Origin of the sequence: Bacillus sp. z60-11, from assembly GCF_046464135.1 — a bacterium.
Taxonomy (GTDB): Bacteria; Bacillota; Bacilli; order Bacillales; family Bacillaceae; genus Bacillus; species Bacillus sonorensis_A.
On record NZ_JBIYSN010000006.1, the window covers coordinates 189096 to 214597 of the forward strand.

Annotated in this window: 23 protein-coding genes; 5 read left to right on the forward strand and 18 right to left on the reverse strand. The window is 47.5% G+C overall.

Annotated features, from left to right (window positions below; translation table 11 throughout):
* Nucleotides 1–94 precede the first annotated feature (94 nt).
* From murC to ACINLD_RS17315, 5 genes are all read right to left on the reverse strand, one after another.
* Nucleotides 95–1393: a UDP-N-acetylmuramate--L-alanine ligase gene (gene murC, locus ACINLD_RS17295; RefSeq protein WP_026588290.1), complete on the reverse strand. Its 1299-nt coding sequence runs from the start codon at nt 1391–1393 to the stop codon at nt 95–97.
* A gap of 261 nt (nt 1394–1654) precedes the next feature.
* Complete coding sequence (locus tag ACINLD_RS17300; RefSeq protein WP_077736197.1) at nt 1655–4450, reverse strand: DNA translocase FtsK; 2796 nt, start codon at nt 4448–4450, stop codon at nt 1655–1657.
* 187 nt (nt 4451–4637) lie between these two features.
* Nucleotides 4638–5243 carry a YtpR family tRNA-binding protein gene (ytpR, locus tag ACINLD_RS17305; protein WP_026588292.1) on the reverse strand — a complete coding sequence of 202 codons (606 nt, stop codon included), beginning with the start codon at nt 5241–5243 and terminating at the stop codon, nt 4638–4640.
* A 21-nt stretch (nt 5244–5264) separates the two neighbouring features.
* On the reverse strand, nt 5265–6071 hold the full coding sequence (locus ACINLD_RS17310; RefSeq protein WP_077736196.1) for a DUF1444 domain-containing protein: 807 nt from the start codon (nt 6069–6071) through the stop codon (nt 5265–5267).
* 19 nt (nt 6072–6090) lie between these two features.
* Nucleotides 6091–6411, reverse strand: a complete 321-nt coding sequence (locus ACINLD_RS17315; RefSeq protein ID WP_026588294.1) for a thioredoxin family protein — start codon at nt 6409–6411, stop codon at nt 6091–6093.
* Nucleotides 6412–6711: 300 nt separating this feature from the next.
* Between ACINLD_RS17315 and ACINLD_RS17320 the strand changes: the two genes are divergently transcribed.
* Nucleotides 6712–7158, forward strand: a complete 447-nt coding sequence (locus tag ACINLD_RS17320) for a YtoQ family protein (protein WP_026588295.1) — start codon at nt 6712–6714, stop codon at nt 7156–7158.
* Between the two features lie 29 nt (nt 7159–7187).
* Here ACINLD_RS17320 and ACINLD_RS17325 read toward each other — a convergent pair whose 3' ends face one another.
* The gene (locus ACINLD_RS17325; protein WP_026588296.1) at nt 7188–8261 is read right to left on the reverse strand and encodes a M42 family metallopeptidase; all 1074 of its coding nucleotides are present in this window, start codon (nt 8259–8261) and stop codon (nt 7188–7190) included.
* Between the two features lie 138 nt (nt 8262–8399).
* On the opposite strand from ACINLD_RS17325, the gene ACINLD_RS17330 reads away from it, so the two are divergent.
* Entirely contained in the window at nt 8400–8714 is a 315-nt protein-coding gene (locus ACINLD_RS17330; RefSeq protein WP_026588297.1) for a hypothetical protein, read from the forward strand.
* A gap of 28 nt (nt 8715–8742) precedes the next feature.
* Here ACINLD_RS17330 and ACINLD_RS17335 read toward each other — a convergent pair whose 3' ends face one another.
* The 3 genes from ACINLD_RS17335 to trmB form a co-directional block, all read right to left on the reverse strand.
* Nucleotides 8743–10458 (reverse strand): NAD-dependent malic enzyme, encoded by a 1716-nt coding sequence (locus ACINLD_RS17335; RefSeq protein ID WP_372708979.1) that lies wholly within the window; start codon nt 10456–10458, stop codon nt 8743–8745.
* Between the two features lie 59 nt (nt 10459–10517).
* Nucleotides 10518–11363 carry an MBL fold metallo-hydrolase gene (locus ACINLD_RS17340; protein WP_077736194.1) on the reverse strand — a complete coding sequence of 282 codons (846 nt, stop codon included), beginning with the start codon at nt 11361–11363 and terminating at the stop codon, nt 10518–10520.
* 66 nt (nt 11364–11429) lie between these two features.
* Nucleotides 11430–12071 (reverse strand): tRNA (guanosine(46)-N7)-methyltransferase TrmB, encoded by a 642-nt coding sequence (trmB, locus tag ACINLD_RS17345; RefSeq protein WP_026588300.1) that lies wholly within the window; start codon nt 12069–12071, stop codon nt 11430–11432.
* Nucleotides 12072–12252: 181 nt separating this feature from the next.
* Between trmB and ACINLD_RS17350 the strand changes: the two genes are divergently transcribed.
* Entirely contained in the window at nt 12253–12531 is a 279-nt protein-coding gene (locus tag ACINLD_RS17350; protein ID WP_026588301.1) for a YtzH-like family protein, read from the forward strand.
* Here the strand turns inward: ACINLD_RS17350 and ACINLD_RS17355 are convergent.
* From ACINLD_RS17355 to thpR, 5 genes are all read right to left on the reverse strand, one after another.
* Complete coding sequence (locus tag ACINLD_RS17355) at nt 12526–13329, reverse strand: phosphotransferase family protein (RefSeq protein WP_026588302.1); 804 nt, start codon at nt 13327–13329, stop codon at nt 12526–12528. The genes ACINLD_RS17350 and ACINLD_RS17355 overlap by 6 nt on opposite strands.
* Before the next feature lie 188 nt (nt 13330–13517).
* On the reverse strand, nt 13518–15650 hold the full coding sequence (gene pulA / locus ACINLD_RS17360) for a type I pullulanase (protein ID WP_409444474.1): 2133 nt from the start codon (nt 15648–15650) through the stop codon (nt 13518–13520).
* A gap of 26 nt (nt 15651–15676) precedes the next feature.
* Complete coding sequence (locus ACINLD_RS17365) at nt 15677–16597, reverse strand: YegS/Rv2252/BmrU family lipid kinase (protein WP_077737184.1); 921 nt, start codon at nt 16595–16597, stop codon at nt 15677–15679.
* A 41-nt stretch (nt 16598–16638) separates the two neighbouring features.
* A complete protein-coding gene (locus ACINLD_RS17370; RefSeq protein WP_077736192.1) occupies nt 16639–17583 on the reverse strand; it encodes a hypothetical protein in 945 nt (314 codons plus the stop codon).
* Nucleotides 17567–18172: an RNA 2',3'-cyclic phosphodiesterase gene (thpR, locus tag ACINLD_RS17375; protein WP_077736191.1), complete on the reverse strand. Its 606-nt coding sequence runs from the start codon at nt 18170–18172 to the stop codon at nt 17567–17569. The genes ACINLD_RS17370 and thpR overlap by 17 nt, the downstream gene beginning before the upstream one ends.
* A 136-nt stretch (nt 18173–18308) precedes the next feature.
* Here thpR and cysK point away from each other — a divergent pair, with 136 nt between their 5' ends.
* Nucleotides 18309–19247, forward strand: coding sequence for a cysteine synthase A (gene cysK, locus ACINLD_RS17380; protein WP_077736190.1), 939 nt, complete (start codon nt 18309–18311; stop codon nt 19245–19247).
* A 130-nt stretch (nt 19248–19377) separates the two neighbouring features.
* On the opposite strand, the gene ACINLD_RS17385 is transcribed toward cysK, so the two are convergent.
* A complete protein-coding gene (locus tag ACINLD_RS17385; protein WP_026588308.1) occupies nt 19378–20541 on the reverse strand; it encodes an MFS transporter in 1164 nt (387 codons plus the stop codon).
* Between the two features lie 173 nt (nt 20542–20714).
* Nucleotides 20715–22106: a dipeptidase PepV gene (pepV, locus tag ACINLD_RS17390; protein WP_410207099.1), complete on the reverse strand. Its 1392-nt coding sequence runs from the start codon at nt 22104–22106 to the stop codon at nt 20715–20717.
* 107 nt (nt 22107–22213) lie between these two features.
* Here pepV and ACINLD_RS17395 point away from each other — a divergent pair, with 107 nt between their 5' ends.
* Complete coding sequence (locus ACINLD_RS17395; protein WP_026588310.1) at nt 22214–23521, forward strand: NCS2 family permease; 1308 nt, start codon at nt 22214–22216, stop codon at nt 23519–23521.
* A gap of 63 nt (nt 23522–23584) precedes the next feature.
* On the opposite strand, the gene ACINLD_RS17400 is transcribed toward ACINLD_RS17395, so the two are convergent.
* Nucleotides 23585–24754: an ABC transporter permease gene (locus tag ACINLD_RS17400; protein WP_077736188.1), complete on the reverse strand. Its 1170-nt coding sequence runs from the start codon at nt 24752–24754 to the stop codon at nt 23585–23587.
* Complete coding sequence (locus ACINLD_RS17405; RefSeq protein WP_372708973.1) at nt 24751–25458, reverse strand: ABC transporter ATP-binding protein; 708 nt, start codon at nt 25456–25458, stop codon at nt 24751–24753. The genes ACINLD_RS17400 and ACINLD_RS17405 overlap by 4 nt, the downstream gene beginning before the upstream one ends.
* Between the last annotated feature and the right edge of the window lie 44 nt (nt 25459–25502).

Genomic DNA, 25502 nt, shown 5'->3' on the forward strand with positions numbered 1-25502 from the left:
ATTTTTTTCTACACATCCGGGTGAATTCCTTTAACAATTGCTTCGTCGATATGTACAAAAAAGCAGCGGATCGACTCACACTGCCTTTTTTATCTTATGCTAAAACATTTTCATATGCTCTCAGATATTTCTGAATGTCTCCTGCACCCATAAAAATTAAGACTCCGTTTTCATGCTCTTTTAAAATGGATGTGTCATTTTCATCAATCAGCTTCGCGTGAGCGATTTTTTCCTGAAGGTCACCGATCGTCAGCTTGCCTGCATTTTCACGGGCTGATCCGAAAATGTCGCAGAGATAGACATAATCGGCTTTCTTCAGGCTTTCGGCAAATTCCTCAAGAAAAGACTGTGTCCGTGTAAAAGTGTGCGGCTGAAATACGGCGACAATGTCGCGTTCCGGATACTTTTGCCTTGCAGCTTCAATCGTCACCTTGATTTCGGTCGGGTGATGGGCATAATCGTCAATCAGCACTTGATTTCCGATGATTTTTTCGTTAAATCTCCGTTTTACGCCGCCAAAGGTTGTAAGCCCTTCTTTAATAATGTCGACATCCACTTGCTCGTAATGGCATAGGGCGATGACAGCCAAAGCGTTCAGAACGTTGTGGTTTCCGTATGCCGGTATATAGAATGTGTCATAGAATGTATTTCTGACGAAAACGTCGAAGGTTGTGCCTTCAGTGTTTTTGATGACATTTCTCGCCTGAAAGTCGTTTTCCTCGGCAAAGCCGTAGTAGACGACCGGAACGTTGGCATGGATCTTCATCAAATACTCGTCGTCACCGCAGGCGATAATTCCCTTGTTCACCTGAAGAGCCATCGTTTGGAACGCGTCGAATACATCATCGATATTGGTGAAATAGTCAGGGTGGTCAAAATCGATATTTGTCATGATGGCATAATCCGGCTGGTAGCTCAGGAAGTGCCTCCGGTATTCACAGGCTTCAAGGACGAAATACTCGCTGTTTTCGCTGCCTTTTCCCGTACCGTCTCCGATCAAATAAGATGTCGGTTTTGCTTTCTGGATCACATGGGACAGAAGTCCTGTCGTTGAAGTTTTGCCATGTGCTCCTGTTACAGCGATGCTCGTGAACTTTTTCAGATAGTCACCGAGAAATTTATGGTATCGCACGACAGGCAGTCCTTCGGCATGCGCTTTTTCGATTTCGGGATGAGTGTCGGGAAAGGCATTCCCGGCAATAACGGTCATTCCCGGCTTAATGTTTTCCGGGTCAAATGGAAAAACAGGAATGTTTCTTTCTTCCAACGCATTTTGTGTAAAAATATACTTTTCGATATCCGATCCTTGGACAGTATATCCATTATCATGGAGTATTTGGGCAAGCGGACTCATACCTGTCCCTTTTATTCCGACAAAATGATAAACAGTCATAATTGTACCTCCAACAAACGTCTATCTGCTTTCCAGTATATGACGCCTATTTCAATTTGCAACCTAAAGCCCGGCCGCATCAATTTTTATTCTTAGTGTGAACTATATTCATTATCAGGCATTTTTAAGAGTGAATAAACCCGTTACTTGAATGATTTTTTCATCCTTTCAGCAAAGCTCTTAAAAACCGATTAAAACGCCGCAAGCGGCGCTTTCATACGCGGCGCTCTAAAAAAGCGCCCATCAGCTATCATACCACGTTTAGCTGAAAAGTGAACTACTTTCTATGAGCTGTTCCAGATCTGCCTTTGTAATCAGCACTTCTCTCGGCTTGCTTCCTTTTGCTTCCGAGATCATGCCTTCGCTTTCCATCATATCGATTAATCTGGCGGCTCTGTTGTAGCCGATGCGGAAACGCCGCTGCAGGCTTGAGGTGCTGGCGCTGTTTTGTTCCACGGCAAATTCGCATGCTTCAAGAAACAGTTCGTCCTGATCAAACCCAGCCGGATTCTGTCTGATTAATTCTTCCTGTTCAAATAAATAGGACGGTTTCTGCTGCTTTCTGACATGTGAGACGACCCGGTCGATTTCATGGTCGGACACAAAGTTGCCTTGAAGGCGGACCGGTTTTCCGGACCCGTTCTCCAAGAAGAGCATATCCCCTTTTCCAAGCAGCTTTTCCGCTCCAGCCATATCGATAATCGTTCTGGAATCGACGCCGCTGGAAACGGAAAACGCGATTCTGGTTGGAATATTAGCTTTAATTAAGCCGGTGATGACGTCGACAGAAGGCCGCTGTGTCGCGATCAAAAGGTGGATGCCGCAGGCTCTGGCTTTTTGTGCGATCCGGCAGATGCTTTCCTCGACTTCATTTGGCGCAACCATCATTAAATCGGCAAGCTCATCAATTACGACGACAAGATACGGAAGCTTTTCACCCATTTTCGTGTCGCGAACCTTTTCGTTGAAGCGCTCGATTTCCCGGACACCGGAATGAGCAAATAATTCGTAGCGCCGCTCCATTTCTTCAACAACCCATTTCAAAGCAGCAGTGGCCGCTTTTGCATCTGTAATGACAGGGCTGACGAGATGCGGAATTTCATTGTACGGCGCAAGCTCAACCATCTTAGGGTCGATGAGCAGAAGCTTGACATCAGTCGGCGCCGCTTTAAACAGCAGGCTGACTAAAATCGTGTTGATACAGACGCTTTTCCCTGATCCTGTGGCGCCTGCGATCAATCCGTGAGGCATTTTTTTCAGATCGGCCACAACCGGTTTTCCGGAAATGTCGAGCCCTAGTGCCGCCGTCAGAGGGGACGGATTCGTTCTGAATTCCGAGCTGCGAACCATTTCGCGCAAATAAACCATTTTGCTATGTAAGTTGGGTACTTCGATTCCGATTGTATTCTTTCCCGGAATCGGCGCTTCGATGCGAATATCTTTCGCTGACAGGCTGAGCTTAATATCATCCGAAAGATTTGTGATTTTATTGACTTTCACTCCTGGTTCAGGATGCACTTCAAACCTCGTCACAGATGGGCCTTGTGTGACATGTACGACATTGGCTTTAACATTGAAGTTTTCAAGCGTCACATCCAAGAGCTCGCGCTGCTCGTTTATCCATACATGGTCATCCTGCTTTTGGGCAGGAGGCACATCAAGCAGAGACAGGTTCGGGAACTGATAACCGGAAGGTGTCTTCTCTTTCTGCTTATCTGTCGGAAGCATCATCACATTAAACGGCACGGTGCCTTGGCTCGGTTTTGAGGTGTGTTTTACTTCCGGTTTGTGCGGTACTGTTGGAGAATGTTCCGCTTTTTCGGCTATTGGCTGCTCATCTTGAGCCTCGCTGTCCGCATGATCAACATCTCGGGCTTGATCTTGTGCCGCGGTCTGTTCATTCTGCTCATCCGCATAGGGCTCTACGCCTTGTTCAGGTGCGGCTGATTCTTCTAGCCCGCCGGTCTGCACTTCATCCTCGAAAAACACCGCTTCCCCGGCGTATATTGCTGTTTCACCTGTCTCCGCCGGACCAGCCGATTCGGCGGACGCTTCCCGCCATTCATCTTCTGCAGGTGATTGCGCATCTTCGTAAAAGCTCCGGTTCTTTTCGGCTTCTTCTGTTAACGGGAGAGCGATATCTTCGGCTTCTTCTTCCGCGCCGACCGGTTCATCTATATCGTGCGGCACAGATTTTTCTTCGTTTCCTTCTGAATGCGGTTCTCTTCCCATGCCGTCAGGGTTCTCTTGGACACTGATTTGCGGTACAGACTGTTCTTCCGTTCCTTCTGGTTCTCCGCTTTCTGCCGGCTGTTCCATACCGGCCGGCGGTTCCTGCACGCTGATTGGCGGCTCAGGCTCAGGTTTTTCTTTCGTTCGTTCCGGCCCTGGACCGCCTTTTTCTGCACGTTTCTCCATGGGTGCATGCGGCTCCTGCATGCTGACTTGCTCCATCGTGCTTTCCTTATCGAAAAAATTCCGGCTTTTTTCAGCTGCTTTCGGGCGTAACTGCGGATCGTTTGCAAAAGGCGTTGGATCCGTTCCGGCCGGCTGCTCTGGCATTGGCGGTTTGCTTTCGGCGAAGTTCTGCTGATTTTTGATTTCTTCACTAAAAAGCGTTACACCTTCTTGCCTTCGACCGCCGTATGTATTGTTTTTGGCCAAATCATTCGGTCTGGCCCTTTTTTGCTCGTTAAAGCCATAAACCGGTGAAGGTATGACAGAGGGTCTAAACGGCTTTTTGGCCGTTTGTTCCGCTCCCTTCGCCGAATGGTTGGTCTTTGGCTGATAGGCTGAAGGCCGGCTGCCGGTGCGGCGGTTCCTTGTATGGCGCCCTTCGTTTTGTTCCCTTTGCGGGGACTTTTGGTCAGGTATGACCGGAAAGCGGAATTTTCCCTTTGGGTATTCATAAACAACTTTTGCATCCGCGATTTGCGGCATTTCTTCATTTTCTTCAAAAGACGAATCCGACATGGTTTGCTCTGTCTGGTTCGTCTGTTTTTCACTATTTTCATCATCGCCTAAAAACAGGCTGAACATTTTATTAAACCAGCTCATGAATCATCACTCTCTAACTCCCTTATATTTTTCGGGGACGATTTTTAGTATACCACTGCTTCATCAGTCAGAAAAGGACAAGGTCATCCTAATCCGTTTCGTCCGCCGAATAAAAAAACCGCTAAGTTTGGCTACCCAGCGGCTTCTTTTTACATGTATTCGAAAGTTTGTTTCATTTTATGCCGTTTTAAAATGTGAAGGCTTCCCCTGTCTGATGACTGTCATCAAGGACGAGGATTCCTTTTTCCTTCGGTGCATCGGGAAGGTTCAGTTCTTTTGCCGAGCAGATCATGCCGCTTGACGCCACACCCCGAAGCTCTGCATCTTTGATGATCATACCGCTTGGCATCACAGCTCCCACTTTTGCGACGACGACTTTCTGTCCGGCCTCGACATTCGGGGCACCGCAGACGATCTGCAATGTCTCGCTGCCGACGTTTACTTTGCAGACGCTTAATTTATCGGCGTTCGGATGTTTCTCTTTTTCCTCGACATAACCGACGACAAATTTTGGCGAAAGATCAACCGTCAGTTCATCTTTCAGACCGTTGCGGATCAATATTTCGTTTACATCCTGTACAAAGCTTTCAGAAAGAGCGATTGACCCGCTTTCCTCAAGACTTATATAGGATGAAGCGTTAAAAATGTTGTAGCCTGCCGTTTCTTTTGTGTCTTTGTGAAAAATTTTGACGACATCTCCGTGGCGTTCAAAAGCGATATCTTCACGGGGAACATCTTGAAGGGCGATCAATAGCGTGTCGCCTACTCCTTCGCGGTTAAAAAAAACATTCATTGAAAAATTCCTTTCTAATCATTACTTTTTAGGGCGGTTTTTAGCGAGAATGAAAATCGGTTCGAGCTTTCCCTCTTCATATAAAAAAGAGAGCGCTGTGATCGGCACCGTGCCGTTTGCAAAAAAGCTCATCGACATTTGTCCGAGAATATCATACCCGCTGTTGTTGCGGATATCGGCGATGATCAGCACATCCTGATGAGGGACTGACACCGCAAGAGCACCCTGCGCTTTTTTTTCATATTCAGAGAGAATCGATTCATTTAAAACCCGGCTGGCATCGTAGCCGTCATTTGATCTGAAAAAGTAAAAATGGTTGCCTGCGACAACATCTTCTTTGACAACCGTGCGAAGCGAGCGGAGGTTGAACGACGCCGTCTCCCTGATTCTTTCCTTCGTCCAGCCCTCTTTTTCAAGCATGTTCTCATCAATGAGCCGATACGTTTTGCCAAGATCAAGCGCATAATAAATTCTCGTCTCGGCTGTATGGTCATCGAAAATCAAGGGAATGCCGGCGCTGGACTTATCGGGGAATGACGTCGAGCGGATCACGGGATAAATCAGGCTTTCCCGGCCTTCCATCTCCTGTGACTGGCCTTTCATGGCATTGAGCGCTTCCTCCGTATAATAGACGACTTCGTCGATGGCTTCTTCTTTTTTCTGCTCCCATTTCGCGATAATGCCCGGAAGCTCAAGGGTGATGCCTTTTTTCGTGTGTTTATCCTCGATTCTCAGGCTATCTTTTTCCCTGTCAAAATGAAAGGCCCAGCTGTCATTTTGCAGGCGTTTTTTCAATATATCGGAAAGTTTCCTTGACGTCATTTTCATAGAGGAACTCTCCTTTCTGCTACTTGTTCAGAGAATCCGTCAAAAATTGCTCGATTTCCTCTTTCGTTTTTCGATCCTTGCTGACAAAGCGATTGATTTCGTTTCCGTCTTTGAATACGAGAAAGCTCGGAATTCCGAAAATGTCCCATTCAGCGCATGTGTCGATAAATTTGTCACGGTCGACATAGTAGAATGTGAACTCCGGATAGTTCGCCTCAAGCTCCGGCAAAAACGGTTCGACAAAACGGCAGTCAGGACACCAATCCGCCGAAAACATCAACAGGGACAAATCATCATTGACAGCTTTTTGCAATTCTTCATTAGACTCGATTTTTTTCAATTTACAACGCCTCCAATATATAATCTGATCATCCATTCGGATCATACCAGACAACCGGCTGTATAGCCAGACTTTTGCAACCTTCCGCAACAGATGAACGCTTCTTTATGTATCATACCCTTATGACGATTAGGCAACCTTACCTAACAGCCTACTTCATATCATTAGCATAATTTTTTTGCTTTATCAAGCCATCCTCGTTTAACATGGTGAATGAAAGGGTAAAAATATCCGTTAAGGCGCCGCAGCCATTAGCCGGGTCCGCTGCCCTATGAAAAATCAAAGTCAGGAGGAAGTTGTATGGAATTCATCGTTTATCTTGCCGGAGAAATACATAGCAACTGGCGCGAGGAAGTAAAGGAAAAGGCGAAATCTCTTAAACTGCCGATCACATTTGTAGGGCCGATGGAAAACCATGACCGTTCCGACAATATCGGCGAAGAAATTCTCGGAAAACAGGCCGATGCAATCGCTAAAGATGATGCTGCCTCCGATTTAAACAACTTTAGAACCTCAGTTTTAATGAACAAGGCGGATGTCGTCATCGCGCTTTTCGGAGAAAAATATAAACAATGGAATACAGCCATGGATGCGTCCTATGCGATCGCAAAGGGAAAACCGCTGATCATCATTCGTCCCGAGTCTCTCCACCATCCATTAAAAGAGCTGTCCAACAAAGCGAACATCACCGTTGAAACTGTAAACCAGGCGATCAAATCGCTGTCATACGTGTTCGAAAGCAAATAAAAGAAAAACCTGTGCATCTTGCACAGGTTTTAGTCGTTTTCAATGATTGACCTGACCAGGGAATCATCGCACACCTTCACCAGCTTGATGAGCAATTCTTTTGCCGCTTGATAGTCATCAACATGGATGATGGATGCTGATGTGTGGATGTACCTTGAACAGATGCCGATGACGGCTGAAGGGATGCCTTCATTTGAAATATGGACCCGCCCGGCGTCTGTTCCTCCCGGGGAAACAAAATATTGATAAGGAATGCCATTGGATTCAGCGGTATCAAGGACAAAATTCCTCATTTCGCTGTGCGTCACCATCGTCCGGTCGAAAATCCTGAGCAACGCTCCTTTTCCAAGCTGGCCAAATTGATGTTTGTCGCCGCTTGCATCATTTGCCGGGCTTGCATCCAGCGCGAAAAACAGATCCGGCTGAATCATATTGGCCGCCGTCTGGGCGCCTCTTGTTCCGACTTCTTCCTGTACGGTTGCCCCGGAGTAGAGCGTATTCGGGAGTTCTTCGCCTTGCAGCTCTTTCAGCAGTTCAATGCTTAACCCGCAGCCATAACGATTATCCCAGGCTTTCGCCAATATTTTCTTTTCATTGGCCATCGGGGTAAACGGACAGATCGGCACGATTTGCTGTCCCGGCCTGACACCGATTTTTTCGGCGTCTTCCCTGTCGTCCGCTCCGATATCAATCATCATGTTTTTAATGTCCATCGGCCGTTTTCGCTGTTCATCTGTTAAAAGGTGCGGAGGCGTGCTTGCGATCACACCTGGTATCGGCCCGTTTTCCGTATGAATTTCGACCCGTTGCGCCAAGAGAACCTGGCTCCACCATCCGCCGAGTGTTTGGAAGCGAAGCATGCCGTTGTCTGTAATCGATGTCACCATGAATCCCACTTCATCCATATGACCGGCCACCATAATTTTCGGGCCGCCTTTCCGGCCGTTTTTAACGCCGAATACGCTTCCGAGTCTGTCCTGAATGATCTCGTCTGCATATTTTTGGAGCTCTTTTTTCATGAAAGCCCGGACAAGATGTTCATTTCCGGGAGCTCCCGGAAGCTCCGTCAGCGTCTGAAAAAGCGTTTTCGTTTCCTGATTCATCAGTTTCCCTCATTTCATATGTATCTAGTTCACATTTTACATAAGTGTGCAGTATGTTTCCAGAAGAGAGCCCATTCTTAACATCAAAGGACATGTTCTGTATAATGGAAAAAAGAAGCTTTGGAGGTGCCAAAAATTATGAAATTGCGCCATTTTCTTCTCGGAGCCGGAATCGGCATCGCCGCAGCCGTCGTTGTCAAACAATATGTGATGACGCCTTATATTTCTTCAGAAAAGGCGCTCCGCATTGTCAAATCTGCATTTAAGCAGAGAGGACCGATTGACGGCTCATGGATATATACCGTTCCAGAGTCATATACCGTAAACGGAGAAACCGTCATGGTGTATAAAACCGGCATTACCCGTTCCGTTTTTGGAGAGCTTGAGCAATATGAAGTCATGGTTGACGCTCAAACAGGAATGATCGTTGATGTGATTGACACGGCGGCATAAAAAGCTGCGGCAAAAAGGCCGCAGCTTTTTATATAGCGCGAATCGGCCGATAGACAGGATGCCACATAGCGTCCTGCACAGCCTGTATGACATCTTTCGGCTCTTCTTCTGCCACACCGTCCTGAACGGCCGCTTTGATGACCGCCGCTGCAACGGTTGCCGATACCGTCCGCAATTCCTCGACCTGCGGAAGCAACGCGGCACCGGGTCGGCCGGTATCAACCATATTCGCAATCGCTTCAGCGCTTGCGTAAAACATATTGTCGGTAATCCGCCGTGCTTTTGCAACAAGTGTGCCAAGTCCCAGCCCCGGAAAAACAAAAGCATTGTTCGCCTGGCCGATGACATATTCTGTACCGTCATATTCCACTGGATCAAACGGGCTACCGGTGGCTACAAGCGCCCGGCCTTCCGTCCATTTGATCAGGTCGATCGGCTTCGCCTCAGACAGCGGTGTCGGATTAGACATCGGAAATATCGCCGGCCTTTTGACATGAGCCGCCATTTCTTTAACAATTTCTTCGGTGAATGCCCCAGATACGGTCGAAGTACCGATCAAAATTGTAGGCTGAACCTTTTTGACAACTTCAGCCAAATCAATCGTTTGCCCCGGTCCGTTTCGTTCAAACCCCTTGACCTCTTCGGCGGGCCTTGCATACGGCTTTTGCAGTTCCTGCAGATCGTCCATGTCGTCCGTCAGCAGTCCGTTCCGGTCCACACACCAAAAACGGCGGTAGGATTCTTCTTCTGACATCCCTTCCTTCAATAAAGCGGCACGAATCTGCTCGGCATTGCCGATACCGGCGGTACCCGCTCCAAATATGACGATTTTATGGTCTTTCAGCGGCATTTTCGATATTTTGACAGCCGCCAGCACCGCTGCAAGCGTGACAGCGCCCGTTCCTTGGATATCATCATTAAATGTGCATACCTTGTCTTGATATGTTTTTAAAATCCGGCGGGCGTTTTGCGTACCGAAATCCTCCCAGTGCAGTAAGACACCCGGGAAAGTCTCGGTCGCAGTCTGAACATACTGTTCAATAAAGGAATCATAGCGCTCGCCCCTGATTCTAGAATGCTGGTTTCCGACATACAGCGGATCATTGAGAAGCTTTTCCTGATTCGTCCCGGCATCAATCACCACAGGCAGCACCCTGCTTGGATCAATGCCGGCTGCCGCGGTATATACGGCAAGCTTTCCGATAGAAATGGCGATGCCTCCTACACCCCAGTCCCCAATGCCGAGAATTCCTTCGGCATCTGTTGCAACAATCAACTCAATATGCCCCTTTTTGGCCGCCATGTTTTTAAAAGCCGTTTTCATGCCTTCCGGGTCATTGACAGATAAAAACAGGCCCCGCGGCTTTCTGTATTCATGGCTGTACTGCTGGATCGCCGTTCCGACAGTCGGGGTATATACGATCGGCAGCATTTCTTTCATATGATCATTCAGCAGCCTGTAAAATAAAACTTCATTCCGGTCATGAAGCGCCGTCAAATAGACGTTTTTGCTTAAGTCATCAGGCTGTGAACGGAATTGCTGATACGCCCGCTTCGCTTGCTCTTCAAGCGTCAGTACCTTCGGCGGAAGAAGCCCCGTCAGCCCCAGCGCTTTCCTTTCTTCGACGGTAAATGCAACCCCTTTGTTAAGGAAGGGGGTTGACAGGACTTCAAATCCCCTTAATTGTGTTTCGATGACTTGTTCATTCCCTTTTGTCTGGCTCACCCGTCTTCTTCCTTTCACATGTTCATTATCTATAGCATGTTTATCAATCGGGCAAACCATTCACCAAAAGCGCAAGCTTATCGTCTTTCTCTTTTCACGGATTCCGTGATATCGCCGTTTTCATCCCATTTTAAAGCTCTGTAAATGGCATCATGGTAAAAAATGTACCATGCATGTTGTTCAGCGGCTTTTTTCTGCCATGTTTGTTTTGCGGTGATCGATGTCATCGGATAATCATCATAAGCGAGCACCCACAAAGGATTCCGGTGGGCATGAGTCGGCATGATATCCGCCATATGAAGAGCCATTTCCCCCGAATCTTCGAGTGTGATGACAGAGTGGCCGTCGCTGTGGCCGCCTGTATGGTGCATTGTGATGCCTTCCAAAACCTCAAGTTTTTGTTCAAAGGTCTTCACTTGATGCTGAACCGCTTCCCAGTTTTCTTTCCAATATGTATTCTTGGAGCGGATATTCGGATTTTTCATTTCTTCCCATTCTATAGAGGATGTATATATTGCAGCATTCGGGAAAACGGAGACAAGATCATCTCCCTCATAGCGCGTCAATCCGCAGGCATGGTCAAAATGAAGATGTGTCATGAGAACAGCGTCAATATCCGCTGTTGAAAGCCCGATCGTCTGTAATGATTCGTCAATTGACGATTCCTCTGTCACACCATAGTTTCGTTTTTGTTTGTCCGTCAGTTTTCCGCGGCCGATTCCCGAATCAATCAGCAGCCTGTCCCCGTCCTTCTCCACAAGAATCGGATCTGTTCTAAGCTCAATCTGATTTTGGTCATTCACGGCATATTTTTTCGACCAAAGCGGCTTCGGGACAACGCCGAACATGGCTCCCCCGTCCATATGTGTCACACCGCCGTTAAGCCATGTCAGCTTGATATCTCCAATGTTCAAAGTTTCCATCATCATCCCTCCTACGTCTTATCGTAGCAAAAACAAATAAAAAAAACAGACGGAATGTCTGTTTTTTTATGCTCTCCATTCAGCTTCGACTCTGTAGATCGGCTGGCCTTTGGCGGCAAATTTTTCTTCATATTCGGTCATGACGTTTCCTTCAAAGCCGCTCTGGTGCAGATCAAGGCTGACAAACGTCAAAACGAGTCCGTATTGAGAGAAGCTTGTTAGAGAATATTCAAATAGCCCGCGGTTGTCCGTTTTAAAATGGATCGCTCCCTTTGCGCCGAGGACCTGCTCATACTTTTTCAAAAACGCGTGATTGGTGAGGCGCCGCTTTTCATGGCGCTTTTTAGGCCACGGATCAGAAAAGTTCAAATAAACGCGATCGACTTCTCCTTCCGCAAAAACATCTGAAAGCATATCGGCATTGATGTTCAACAGCCTTGCATTAGGCGCTTCAGCTTGTTTTACTTTATCTACCGCGGTGACGATGACGCTCTTAAATAATTCGATGCCGATATAATTGACATCCGGGTTCTGCCGGGCCATTCCTGAAATAAACTGCCCTTTCCCGGTTCCTACTTCAATATGGATCGGATTGTCATTCCCAAAAACGGAATGCCATTTCCCTTTATATTGGGACGGTTCGCTGATGACAATATGAGAGTTTTCAGCCAAATAATCATCCGCCCAAGGCTTGTGACGCATTCGCATGTACTTACACCTCTATCTGTTATATCGTCTTACAACATACCATGAAATACAAGAGCCTCGCAAGAGCTCTTTTCAAAGCAAAAAGAACCCGACGATCGCCTTCGGGTCCTTCATGTATAAAAATAAACTTTATGAACATTTTAAACCATATACCTTTAGAATGAAGGGATGTGCCAATATTATGGGCTTAAATCGAGAAAATCAAATTCATCTATTAAAAGACATTCTCTCAGACCACCAAGCAGATTGCTCCGGTACTGTTGCCGAATGCGAACAGGTGGAACGGATCATCAAGTCTTTAATGGCGAACACAAATCTGGACGGCAATCTGAAAGGCGTCCTTGAAGATATTTATCTGTACAGCCAGAGAGGAAGATCGTCCAATTCGCTCAACGACCACATCCTGGAGCACCAAGACCGCCTCACTCAGTGGGTGGAAGAAATCGGCTCACTTTCATGAAGATCTGGCGAGCCGCTGCAACAGCAAATGCAGCTGTTCAAGCCCCTGGTTGAAGCCGTCCTGATTTCCTTTCGCCTTTTGCCAGACGGTATTCATCGCAGCTTCTGCCAAGACGTACCACGCCATTCTTAGCTTAAGATTGTCCGTTAAAGAGGCGCCGTAGCGTTCAAGCCAGCTTTCCCATTCCTGCTCTTCAACATAGTGATAAAGAAGCGGCCCCAAATCGATCGCGGGGTCCGCAATCATCGCTCCATCCCAATCGATTAAATAAAGTTGATCCTGATCTGTTAGAAGCCAATTATTATGATTGACATCGCAGTGGCAGACGACTTTTTCCCCGGACTGCACATCTTCCAGATGATGCTCCAGATAAAAAAGCGCTTGATCCAGCTGCGAAATTGGATATTGCCGGGCCTGGATAAACTGCTTTAATTGAGTGATCACAGAGATTGGCTGGAAAGGCTGTTTTCCAAGCCTTTTCAGCATGTCTAAAAGCTCTTTGGAGCTGTGGATTTTCCGAAGCATTTCAGCCACCGCCTGACTGTTCATATCCTTCGGTTTCAGCTCTCTGCCTTTGAGCCAGTGCTGTGCTGTAATCACATCCCCGTTTTCCATTCGTTTTGTCCAAACGAGCTTAGGAACAATTCCTTCCGCGGACAGGACAGCCAAAAAAGGAGAGCTGTTTCGCTTTAAAAAAAGCTGTTGTCCGTTATGTTCTGCATAATATGCGTCTCCTGTAGCTCCTCCTGCGGGGGAAATCTCCCATTCGCTACCTAGTAATTGTCCCAACCAGTTCATATCGATTTTCAACCCATCATTTCATTAAAAGATTTTAAAAGCATCTGCATCCCTTGAAGGGAGACAAACCGCCTGTATTGATCGTCTCTTTGTTTTCAAATAAAAAGACGGCTATTGAGAGTCATTTGTGCTAAACAATAGCCGTCTTTTAAATTTTAGCGCTATACGCTAAACTTCGTCAAGCAAAACTAAAAAATCCCTTTTGGTTCGTAAAGAACATACGTACCGATGCCGTTCAGCTGAAGCCATCCGCTGACCGGGACCATCTCCTGAAAAAATGTAAAAGGATCGCAGTATAACAAATAGCTTTTCTCATCCGGAAGCTTCAGCTCTTCCTGTTTCGCAAATGGACAGTGGACGACAATGATTTCATTCCAGCCGTCAATCTTTCCAATATGATACAGCCTGTAAGCGATCGCCTCTTTCGTTTCTTCCAAAAAAGAAAGGTGTTTCTTGACCTCTCCGTGTGTTCGGAGGCGAAAAGCAGGATGGGCTTTCCGCAGGGCAATCAATTTTCGCACATATTCTATATCCCCATGAAGCGCCGCTCTTTTTTTCCAATCGAGCCGATTGATCTGATCGCTTGCTCTGTAGCTGTTTTGATTCCCCTGCTTTGTACGGCAAAACTCCTGTCCGCTATGAAGAAACGGGACACCTTGCGACAGAAGGACGATCGCGATGGAAAGCCGCTGTCTGAGCCGTTTGGTCTTTTGATCTTCCTGCAAACAGAAAGCCATCTTATCCCAAAAGGTATGGTTGTCATGAGATTCGACATAATTGATCGACTGTTGCGGCGATAAAAAGCCTGGGGAACCGGCGATTCCATCCTGAACCGCCGCTTTCTTCCGGACATCTCCCAACGCAAATCCGCGGTCTTCAAGGTGGAACGTGCTCCCCTTTACGGCATCCCTGAATCGGTCGTTGAAAAAGCCGATCCCCGGCATATTCCCCGCATTGTGGAGCGCTGCCTTTTGTCCGTCTGGAAGCGGCGTGTTCAAATCCCAGCCTTCACCGAACAGCAGCACCCCCGGTTTGACACGCTCGGCAAGCTGTTTGATCCGGCGAACCGTTTCGATGTCTAAGATGCCCATTAAATCAAAGCGAATCCCGTCGACATCATAGTCTTCCAGCCAGAAGCGGATGGAGTCGAGTATAAATTTCCTAGCCATCAGCCGCTCTGAGGCGATGTCATTTCCCACACCCGTTCCGTCAGCGGGAAAGCCGAATTCATCGTGACGGAAAAAATACCCCGGAACCGTTCTTTCAAAAGGGGAATCCTCCCTCTTGTAAACATGGTTGTATACGGCATCCATGATGACGTTCAGCCCGTTTTTGTGCAGCGCCTGGATCGCGGTTTTGAGCTCGATGATCCGCTTTTTCGGACCTTGAGGATCAAGGGAATAGCTTCCTTCAGGCACGTTAAAATGGAGGGGATTGTAACCCCAATTATATGATGTCCCCGGATCAAGCTCGTCAACCCCGGCAAAGTCGTTGAAAGGGAGGAATTCGACATGGGTGATCCCGAGTTCTTGCAAATAGGATACCCCTGTTGAGAAACCGCCGGCCGTTTCGGTATGTTCTTCTGTTAACGCTAAATATTTCCCCTTATACTGCATGCCGCTCTCATCATGAATCGAGAAATCGCGGATATGCGCTTCATAAATAACGGCATCACACGGACTTTGAAAAGCTTGAGGATCGTGCTTTTCGACTTTTAACTCGTCGGGATCAAGGACAACTCCTTTTTCACCGTTGGCCGTCACGGCCTTTGCATACGGATCGGCCGTCCTAAACCGTTCTCGATTGACATAAATGTGATACATATACATCCAGCCGTTCATATCGCCGTCGACGGTGATTTCATAAACACCTTTATGTTTTCGGACCATTTGAAGCACCGTTTTTTGCGTTCCATCGGGGCTTTGGAGTTCAAGCATAGCTGCGGAGGCACTCGGCGCCCACACTCTGAATATGGTCCGTTCTCTGGAATAAATGGCGCCCAGTGTGCCTTCGTAAAAAAAAGCTTGATCAAATTCCGCCGTTCTGATGACGGCTCCGATCTGCAGATCCGTCCATTCGCTTCCTCGGCAGCGGACTTTATGGACCCGCCCCAAAGGAACGGGTCCTTCGCTTTCCAGCACATATTTGCGGTGCTCTTTCAGTTCTCGCGTTTCCTTTATCAAAAGTCCGCTCTCCTTTCCCTGTTCATCTTCAAGCAGGAAAGGCGGGCCAAAGCAATCAGTCCGGTTTCCCGAAACCAATACGGTGATTGTGCGCATCTCATCCAGATAAGCTTCAAAAGGGCGGCTGATATTCAGCATCACAGTCTCTCCTTCATCCGGAGGATTTATGCTTTTAAGCGGAGAGATTCCGTCCCGGTTTTCACAAAAACAGGTGTTGAACCGATCAATTCTCCGTCCGCTTGGAAAAGCACTCTCTCATTGGTATGAAAATAGATGTCTTTCGTTTTAAACGAGGTGACCCCTTTTTTTCCGATATGTTTGCCAAACATCATCGCAAACAACAGCCCGGCTTTTTTCAGCGCCGGGAGATCTTCAATGATCATCACATCCAACTGCTCCTCCCGCGGATTTGCGTTTGGCGCAATCTTCATTCCTCCGCCGTAGTATGGGTGATTGGAAACAGATGCAAACCAGATTTTTTTAAACGTCCGTTGTTCAGCACCGCTTTCATAGGACAGGACAAACGGTTTGAACGTAAAAGCGGTGGCTAAGAACAACAGCGGCTGAATCAGGTGATTCAGCCGGAAAAAGAACGTCCATTTCGGCATATCAGACATTTTCTTGAGAAAACAGGCGTCAAAACCTAAACTGAGATGATTGACAAAGTAAAGTTCATGTACACTATCTTTTGTCCGGAAACCGCCGAGCGCATAAGTGCGGGTCAGCGAGTGTCCGCCCCGTTTCATTCCCTTGAATACGTCCGATTTTTTAACAGAAAATCCGCGCTTAAAGTCATTTGCCGAGCCTGCGGGTATGACGCTCAGCTGAATATCTCCCAGGTTGACCAATCCGTTCAAGACTTCGTGAATGGTGCCGTCGCCGCCGATGACGAGCAGACGTTTCAGTCTGTCATCCTGTATCGTCGATATTTGCCTCGCCAGCACTTCGGCATGTCCCTGATGCTGAGTCAAAAACGAGCGATACGATATGTTTGCTTTTTGGAGTTCTTTCTGCAATGATTTCCATACTCTGAGAGCCGCTGAGTTTCCGGCTTTCGGATTGATGATGATATACCATTCACTCATGATTCCATTCTCCATCTTCATAATATGAAATAAAACGGGAATTAATCCAGCCATTCCTTTCTCCGCTTCGATTCCGACACTCCGTAAGACAGCAAAATTTTCGCAGCTTTCAGCTGCCGGCTTTTGATCGGGGCAAAGTTTTTCTGCTGCTTCGCCAGCCAGTCACTCCATTGTCTTCGGTCATAAATCTCGATCCCGTAGGGAGGTTCGGGATAATCGATATATGATGTTCTGCTGATGATGAATTTGCGCACCGGCAGTTCGATATCCGATCCTTTTAAGAGCTGTGAAAGGATCGAACCTGTTCTGAGAAGTTCGGTGGTCGGATTGAGAACAGACCTTTCCTTGCCTCTGACGGTTTTCTCCTTCCAAAAACGGTCTTTGGAACCGATAAAGGCGCTTTCTTTATCACCTTCAAGAAATGCCAAACAATAGATTTCAAGCGGCGTCAGGATGATGATGCTCAACTCAGCCGCCGCCTGGCTGACCTGCAAAACCGGATGATACATAATAAAATACGAATCCGGCAGCTGCTGCGCCAAAATTTGCAGAATTTTATCGCTTTTTATTTCCCGGGAAAGGCCTGATATGTCTGAAATCGTCGAGCTCGCCCATTTTAATTGAAATTGATAAAGGCGCTCTTTAAAAAAAGCAGCCAGCTCTTTTTCACCGGCGGGAATTCTGGCGATCAGATCCCCATCCATTTCCTCTTCCAAACCGTTAAACCATTGATCAACGGCTTCTTTTCCATTATTAATATCGGATAATTCTTTTTTTCTTTTTAATGAAAATGTTCTCTTTTTTCGGCTGCCATCGTTTTCTGAAGGAATACTTTCACCGCGGAAAAATCCTTCCTCTTTTTTTTCCGCCATTTCTTTCAGCGACTGCCAGCGCTGCTTTTTTAAGCGGATAAACTGATTCATATAGTGATAAGGGTCTTGCTCATATCTTGAAATGCAATCCTGAATTTTAACAATCTGTGCCATCGCTGTTCATCTCCGAATCCTGCTTTCTGATTTGCTCCCCGTTGCCGAACAGAAAAACGGCTTTATGTTCATATTTGGGAAGCCTGTCTAAATGAGTCTGAAAAAGGGTGCACTGCCGGGCAGTGAATGAAATCCCGCCTTCAAGCGGCTCCAGGCACCCGCTAAACGGAGCGGAGCCTTTCCACTTCCTGGCGACAGTCATATGCGGGTGGAAAGGCCGTTTCTCAATGTCAAAACCGGCAGCAGCCGCGGCTTGCTTGACGCGTTCCCTCAGCTGAAAAAGGGGGGCGGAATGCTCCGGTTCTACATGAAGAATCCTCGGCTCTGACGGTTTTCCAAAGGTCCCGAGCTGTTTTAAACAGAGCGCAAAAGGAGGCGTTTCATCAGAAATAAGCGCAAGCTTCTTCTCCAGCGCGGAAAGCTGCTCCTTACCCGCTGGTCCGAGAAAGACGAGGGTAAAATGATAATCTAAAGGATGCACCCATCTATGAAAAGAAAGTTCCGGACGGCCGCTGATCGTTTGATGTAACGGCTCTGCAAGCTCAGCCGGAAAAGGGATTCCGATAAAATAATGCGGTTTTGCTGGCATATGTATGACTTCCTTCCATTGATCTTCTTTACATTTTAACAAAAAACAAAGGGACTTATAACCTCTCCATTTTTCACTTTTCAATACCTTATGTTAGGATATTGAAAAAGAATGTTTTCTAGAAAGGGTGCCCAATGTGAAAGATGTGCAGAACATCGCGGAATTAATCGGGGATACGCCGCTCGTCAAATTAAACCGGGTGCAGCCTGAACACGCGGCGCAAGTTTATGTAAAGCTTGAATCCTTTAATCCAAGCGGCAGTGTGAAAGACCGGGCCGCTTATCAAATGATTCTTGATGCAGAAGAAAGAGGCCTTCTCAAACCAGGCTCTACAATCATTGAGCCGACAAGCGGAAACACGGGGATCGGGCTGGCTATGAATGCGGCCGCGAGAGGCTACAAAGCGATTCTTGTTATGCCTGATACGATGACGAAAGAACGGATCAACCTTTTAAAAGCCTATGGCGCGGAGGTCGTTCTGACTCCAGGGGACGAAAGAATGCCGGGGAGCATCAAAAAAGCGCAGGAGCTTGCAGAAGAGATCCCCGGAAGCTTTATACCGATGCAGTTTGACAATAAAGCCAACCCTGATGCGCACAGAAAAACAACAGCTTTGGAAATTGCCCGGGCAATAGAAGAAATCGGCAAACCGCTTGCGGCTTTTGTAGCAACTGCGGGGACAGGCGGAACGATAACCGGAACGGGTGAAACCCTGAAAGAGCTGTTCCCGGACATTACCGTTCATGTGGCAGAGCCGGCCGGCTCCCCTGTTTTGTCAGGAGGCAAACCGGGCAAGCACAAACTCGTCGGGACAAGCCCCGGCTTCATTCCGAATATTTTAAATGAGGATGTCTATGACGAAATATTAAAAATTACGGATGAAGAAGCTTATGAGATGACGCGCAGATTGGCGCGTGAAGAAGGAATTCTCGTCGGACCTTCTTCAGGAGCTGCCTGCTTCGCTGCCGTTGAAACCGCAAAAAAACTGCCGCCGGGAAAAATTGTCGTCTGCATGACAGCCGACACCGGAGAACGCTACTTATCGAGCGATCTATTTTCTTTTTCTGAAGCTTGAGTGAAAACTCTCGCAGTCTAGGAAGGCCGAGAATCGGAGCGGGCTTTCACCAGCACAGAACTGCCAACGAAGGCAGGGGTTTGCCGCCACACTGAAAGCTTGATTTCTGATCAGAAATCAAGCTTTTTTATTAGGAGGAAACCGATGATTGTACGGCGGCAGCTTTCTTCGACAGGATATACATGCCTGCGATCAGCAAAAAAGACAGCGTGGATAATATGCCAAAGAACAAGTAAACATAAAGCGCGGAAGAACGCTCATAGATGAGCCCGCCCATAAATGTGCAAAACCAGTTCCCCAAACCGTTTCCGACGGCTGTATATAAACTGATCGCCGTCGCGCCTAAATGATCCGGCGCAATCTTTCTGACATACTGCAGGGCAGCGGGAATGAACAAGCCGACGGAAAATCCCTGCACGATGCATGTCGCATATACGAGCGGCAGCGAAGGCGCAGCATAATAGAATATCCAGCGGAGCGAGGAGATGAGAATGGCAAACATCAAAACTTTTTCAATCCCAAACCGCTGAATCAAACGGCTTGCTGCTTTCATGAAAGGGGCTTCACTGCCCGCCGCAATTAAAAAAGCGATCCCCACTCCCGCGAGCGTTCCGCCGATTTCCTGAATATAGATTCCGAAATAAATATTATGGGCTAAAGTAGGGCCCATCATAAAAAAAGCTGCCGTCAAAAACAGAAAATACTTCTTCAGCTTAAAGAGTTCTTTGATTCCGGCCCTCAAACTGATGTTCATCGCTTTATTTTCTTTTGGGAGCCTTGCAGAAAAGAAAGCCGACAAGATTAAAAAAACAACATACGTATAAAAAATGAGTGCCAGATGAAAGGTTTCAGCCAGATTGCCCATAAAGAAAACGGCTCCCGCAAAACCGAGCGCCCCCCACAGCCGGATTGATCCGTAGGGGACCCCGGACTTTTCAGAAAAGCCGAGTGCAATGCTGTCTGAAAGCGGAACGACAGCGCTCTGACATGCAGCCAGGAAAATCATCGCCACGATCAAGACCTCATAAGATGCGGACAGCGAAAATAGCAGTGTGAACAATGCGGTCAACAATAATGCAGTCGTCAGCAATGCGGTCGGTCTCCTCGTCAGATCGCTCATCAATCCCCAAACAGGCTGGATGAAAATCATCACGACGGGGCTGATCGACATGATCAAGCCGATTTGGCCGCCGGACAAATGGACGGCATCTTTCAAATAAACGGACAAAAGCGGATAAAACGCCCCATAGCCAAAAAAGAACAAAAAATAAAAAGAATAAAACCGTTTGTTCATATGTAAACTCTCCCTCTTAAAGAGCTTCATTCCACCTTAACTATATGTCTTATTTCCAAATCCAGCAATCCTTTATTTAAAAAGGCCGCTCCAATAATGAGCGGCCTAAATGATGTCCGTTTCATGTCAGATGTTGTGCGATCGGTTTTGCGGCCGGACGGGAAAACATCCATTTATTTTGCCAGTTCGTATATCGCCTGGGCATAAAGGGAAACTGACTGCAACAGATCATCCACTTCCATGTATTCGTCCTTTTGGTGGGCGACGTCAGGCCGGCCCGAGAAAAGCGGTCCGAACGCGACTCCGGCTTGTAAGGACCTGGCGTATGTCGCACCGCCGATCGAGATTAATTCCGCTTTCTTTCCTGTCTGCTCCTCATAAACGCGCTGAAGCGTTTGAATCAACTCATGATCTTTTGGCACATAGTGGGGCTTGCTGTCTTTAAAGCTGACAAGCTCCGTCCCTGGCATGCTCTCAAGCGCGTTTTTCACACAGCCGCTCTCCCCTGTTACCGGATAGCGGATATTGATGCCGATCTCGCCGCCTTTGCCATTTGCATAAGACAGCCGGCCGACATTTAATGTCAAATCTCCGCTGATCTGATCGGTTGCGGCAATCCCGATCTTTTTCCCTCTCGTGTCACCAGCGAAAGCATTGGTGACCGTTTCGACAAAATGGAGGCCGGCTCCATCAAGCGCCTGTGTATGTAAAAACTCTGCCAAAACAAGACCTGCGTTGACCCCGTTATCGGGTTCCATCGCGTGGGCTGATTTGCCGTGCACCTTTAAAACTGCCGTATCACCTTCCTTAAGCAGCCGTCCATCGGCATGTTTTTCCTTGACGAAAGAGGTGAAAGATTCTTCAAAATCGCTTGTGATCGGCCCGGCCAGAACAGCTTCTGCATCATCAGGCACCATGTTTAAGCGGCGGCCTGATCCGAATGACTTCAGAACCAGATCAGCTCCTGGATCAGCCGCGGGACATTTTATTTTCAAAGCCGCATCAATCAGTCCTTTTTCAGCATAAATGATCGGAAAATCAGCATCAGGCGCAAAACCGGCTGAAGGCATGTCTTCATGTTTAAAATAATGTTCCACACATCTCCAATCGCTTTCTTCATCCGTTCCAATAATGATTCTGACCCGCTTTGATAAAGGCAGATTCATTTCTTTGACGATTTTCAGCGCGTGAAACGCGGCCATTGTCGGTCCTTTGTCATCGAGCGCTCCCCTTGCGTATATCCGTCCATCTCTGATGTCGGCGGCAAACGGGTCACTCGTCCATCCGTCTCCAGGGGGGACGACATCGATATGACACAGCACTCCAATGATGTCGTCTCCTTCCCCCCATTCAATATGACCTGCATACCCATCAAGATTTTTCACCGTGAAGCCGTTTTCTTCACCTTTTTCCAAAAGCGTTGTCAAGCATTGATGGATTCCTTCTCCGAACGGCTTTTCAGGGCTTGCCGTCGCTTCATCAAGGACGCTGTTGATTTTCAAGAAATTTTGAATATCCCGGACAATCTCATTCTTTCTTTTTGATACTTCTTGTTCCCAGTTCATATTTTCGCCCTTTCTTTTAAAAGATTAACCTGAAACACTTGCAAAACCAGCTGATAACGAATAATATAGATATTGTTTTGTTACAATGTTCGTTATTGGAGGAAATGATGTTTAACATAAAAGAAAACCAAACCACTGTTAAAAAAGAAATACTTGCCGGCCTTACAACATTTTTTACGATGGTTTATATCGTCGTCGTCAATCCCGGCATTCTCTCAGGCACAGGTGTCCCTTTTGACCAGGTGTTCACCGCTACGATTATTGCCGCAGTCGTCGGAACGCTTTGGATGGCGCTGGCCGCAAACTTTCCGATCGCGATTGCGCCGGGCATGGGGCTCAACGCCTATTTTGCGGTTTCAGTCGTCGGCTCATCAAATGGCGAGATTTCGTATCAGACGGCATTCAGCGCTGTCTTCACAGCGGGTATTCTCTTTATTATCTTATCGCTAACACCGCTTAGAAAACAACTGATCGAAGCCATCCCGGCCAATTTAAAATACGGCATTACAGCGGGAATCGGCCTGTTCATCGCGTTTGTCGGCTTAAGAGGAGCGGGTATTATTACGGCAAACAAAGCGAATTTAGTCGGACTCGGCGACTTGCGCTCCCCTGAAGTGATCCTAACATTGATCGGACTCGCTTTTTCCGTCATCCTGATGGTCATGAATGTAAACGGAGCCCTGTTTTTCGGGATGGTGTTGACCGGGCTGATCGCCTTTTTCACCGGGCAGCTGAGCTTTGCCCAAGGGGTTCTGTCACTGCCCCATCTGCCGGAAAAACTGATTGTCACAAACCCTTTCGCCGCCTTCGGCGATGTCATCCATTACGGCCTCTACTCGGTTGTCTTCTCTTTTCTCTTGGTAACGATTTTTGATACGACAGGGACGATGATCGGTGTTGCCGAACAGGCGGGGCTGATGAAAAAAGGCAAGCTGCCGAACGCGAGAAAAGCGCTGCTTGCCGATTCAACAGCGACGACGATCGGCGCCATGTTCGGGACAAGCCCGACAACCGCCTATATCGAGTCATCGGCTGGAGTTGCCGCAGGCGGAAGAACGGGGCTTACATCGTTGACAGTCGCCGTCCTCTTTGGTGCGGCACTGTTTTTCAGTCCGCTTGTCAGCGCCGTCTCAGGCATTGCCGCCATTACGTCCCCGGCATTGATCATTGTCGGAAGCATGATGATCGGAGCTGTCACAAACATCCGCTGGAAAGAGCTTGATGAAGCATTCCCGGCTTTTCTCGTCATCTTGGCAATGCCACTGACATCCAGCATCGCAACAGGCATCTCGCTTGGATTTATCTCATACCCAATTGTTAAAGCGGCAAAAGGAAAATGGCGTGACATCCATCCGCTTGTCTTAGTGTTTGCGATTCTATTTTTCATACACCTCTTCTTTTTAGAAGGACATTAAACTGCGAACCCCCGTTTTTACAAACGGGGGTTTTATATCTCCTGGACGACAATGCATCCCATCTTAAAAAGAAGACGGAGCTTTGAACAATAGGCTGACGGCCAGGTTGACACAGCACCAGATGAGCCCCGGGAAAAACAGCCAATTGATACAGCTGCGCCTTGCTTCACGATAAGCGGTGCTGTCATGATCCGCCCCCAATAAATAAGAGCGTTCCATCACCTTGTCAAACTGGATGGCCACCAGATTTCGGTAAGCGGCGGCAAAAATCAAAAGGGCTATCGCTTTCAGCCAGACCGGCCCTAACAGAATCAGCGCCGTAAAAATGCTGATCAGTCGAATGAGCTGTCTTTTATAATCGGGATGGCGCAGCATCACTTTGAAAAACACTTCCCGGCAGCCATTTTGCACCGTTCGCGTTTGAAAAAGGGGCTGAGACTTTCTAAAAAACAGCCTCGGCTTTTTCGCCCTCATTGTTTTCCCGGGCTTGGGGATGGTGCCATCCTGGTTAAAAGATAAGAAAAATGCAGCCAGCTTCAGCTTGTGCTTCGTCTCAGCATCAACTTGATCGTAAAAAAGAAACAGATCCTTAAGCGAAGCCATGATGCTGTACACCGCCGCCACAGCCAGCACCAGTGCGACCCCTATAAGCACATACATAGAAGCGGATAGAACGGCGAACGAAGCGCAGATCAAAACGAGCAGCACCTCTCCCGCATGCAATAGCCGGTATTTCAAGCGGGGCGGCCTTTTGAGGTGCAGCTGTTTTAAACTAATCATGAACAGATTGATACAGAGATAGAAAAAGAAAACAGCGATACAAACTGACAGATCCATCTGCAACTTATTGATGTAAACAGGAGCACAAACCGCGATTAACAACAGCCATTTCCAAAGCTGAAGCAACAGGCAATAAACAAACCCGCATACTTTCATCTCAAAAATGACGGTTTTTTTCTGTAAAAGATACAGCTGATCCGCTTCCATCAGAAACGTCCGCACCGATCCAAACAGCGTAAAAAGCGCCGGGATCAGTAAAACCATCCCCGCATGCCATTCATGTTGCGTCACAGCTCCGCCATTCACCCATTTGATATACTGATAGACTAAAATCGCGATACCGGGCAAAACGATATACAGCCAAACCGTCCAGTCAATCACCAGGTTCAGGACGCGGAGCTGATACCGATAATCCGCCTTGAGCCTGCTTCGAAACAGTGATTGTCCATTCATAGGGCTCCACCCTTTACCGCCTCATAAAAACAATCGAGCAGCGATCCTTCCGGCAAGCCGGTCTTCATTCGGAGCTCTTCAAGCGTTCCCTGCATCACCAAGCTGCCGTTTGTAAGCAGCAAAAAGCGGTCGCAGATTTTTTCCGCGGTATCGAGAACATGTGTGCACAGGAGAATCCCCGCTCCCCGCTGTTGCTCTTCTTTCAGCATATCCAAAAAAAGCCGGTTTGCGATCGGATCAAGTCCGATAAACGGTTCGTCAATAATATATAAATCGGGCTTCATCAGAAAAGCATGGATGAGCATCAGCTTTTGCTGCATCCCTTTTGAAAATGTACCCGGATACTCATGAACGGCATGCTCCAATGAAAATTGCTCCATGAGCCGATTGGCTCTGCGATAAAAAACAGACTCGTCCTCCTGTAAAAAAGTCCCTAAAGCTGTGATGTGCTCCCAAAGGGTCAATTCATCATAAAAGCTTGGCTGCTCTGGTATGTATGCATATTTTGGTGTTTCATTCCAGTTTATCTCGCCGGTCACATGCCTAGTTAAACCGAGAATCGTTTTGATCGTCGTGCTTTTTCCCGCCCCGTTCGGACCGATTAAGCCGACAAGCTCGCCTGCTCCAACAGTAAATGCAATGTTTTCAATCGTCGGTTTCTCCTCTTCATATCCTGCTTGTTCAATATGTACTGAAAGCTTCACCGAATTCACCACCTCTGTTTTTTATTACGTATCAATCAGGAAAA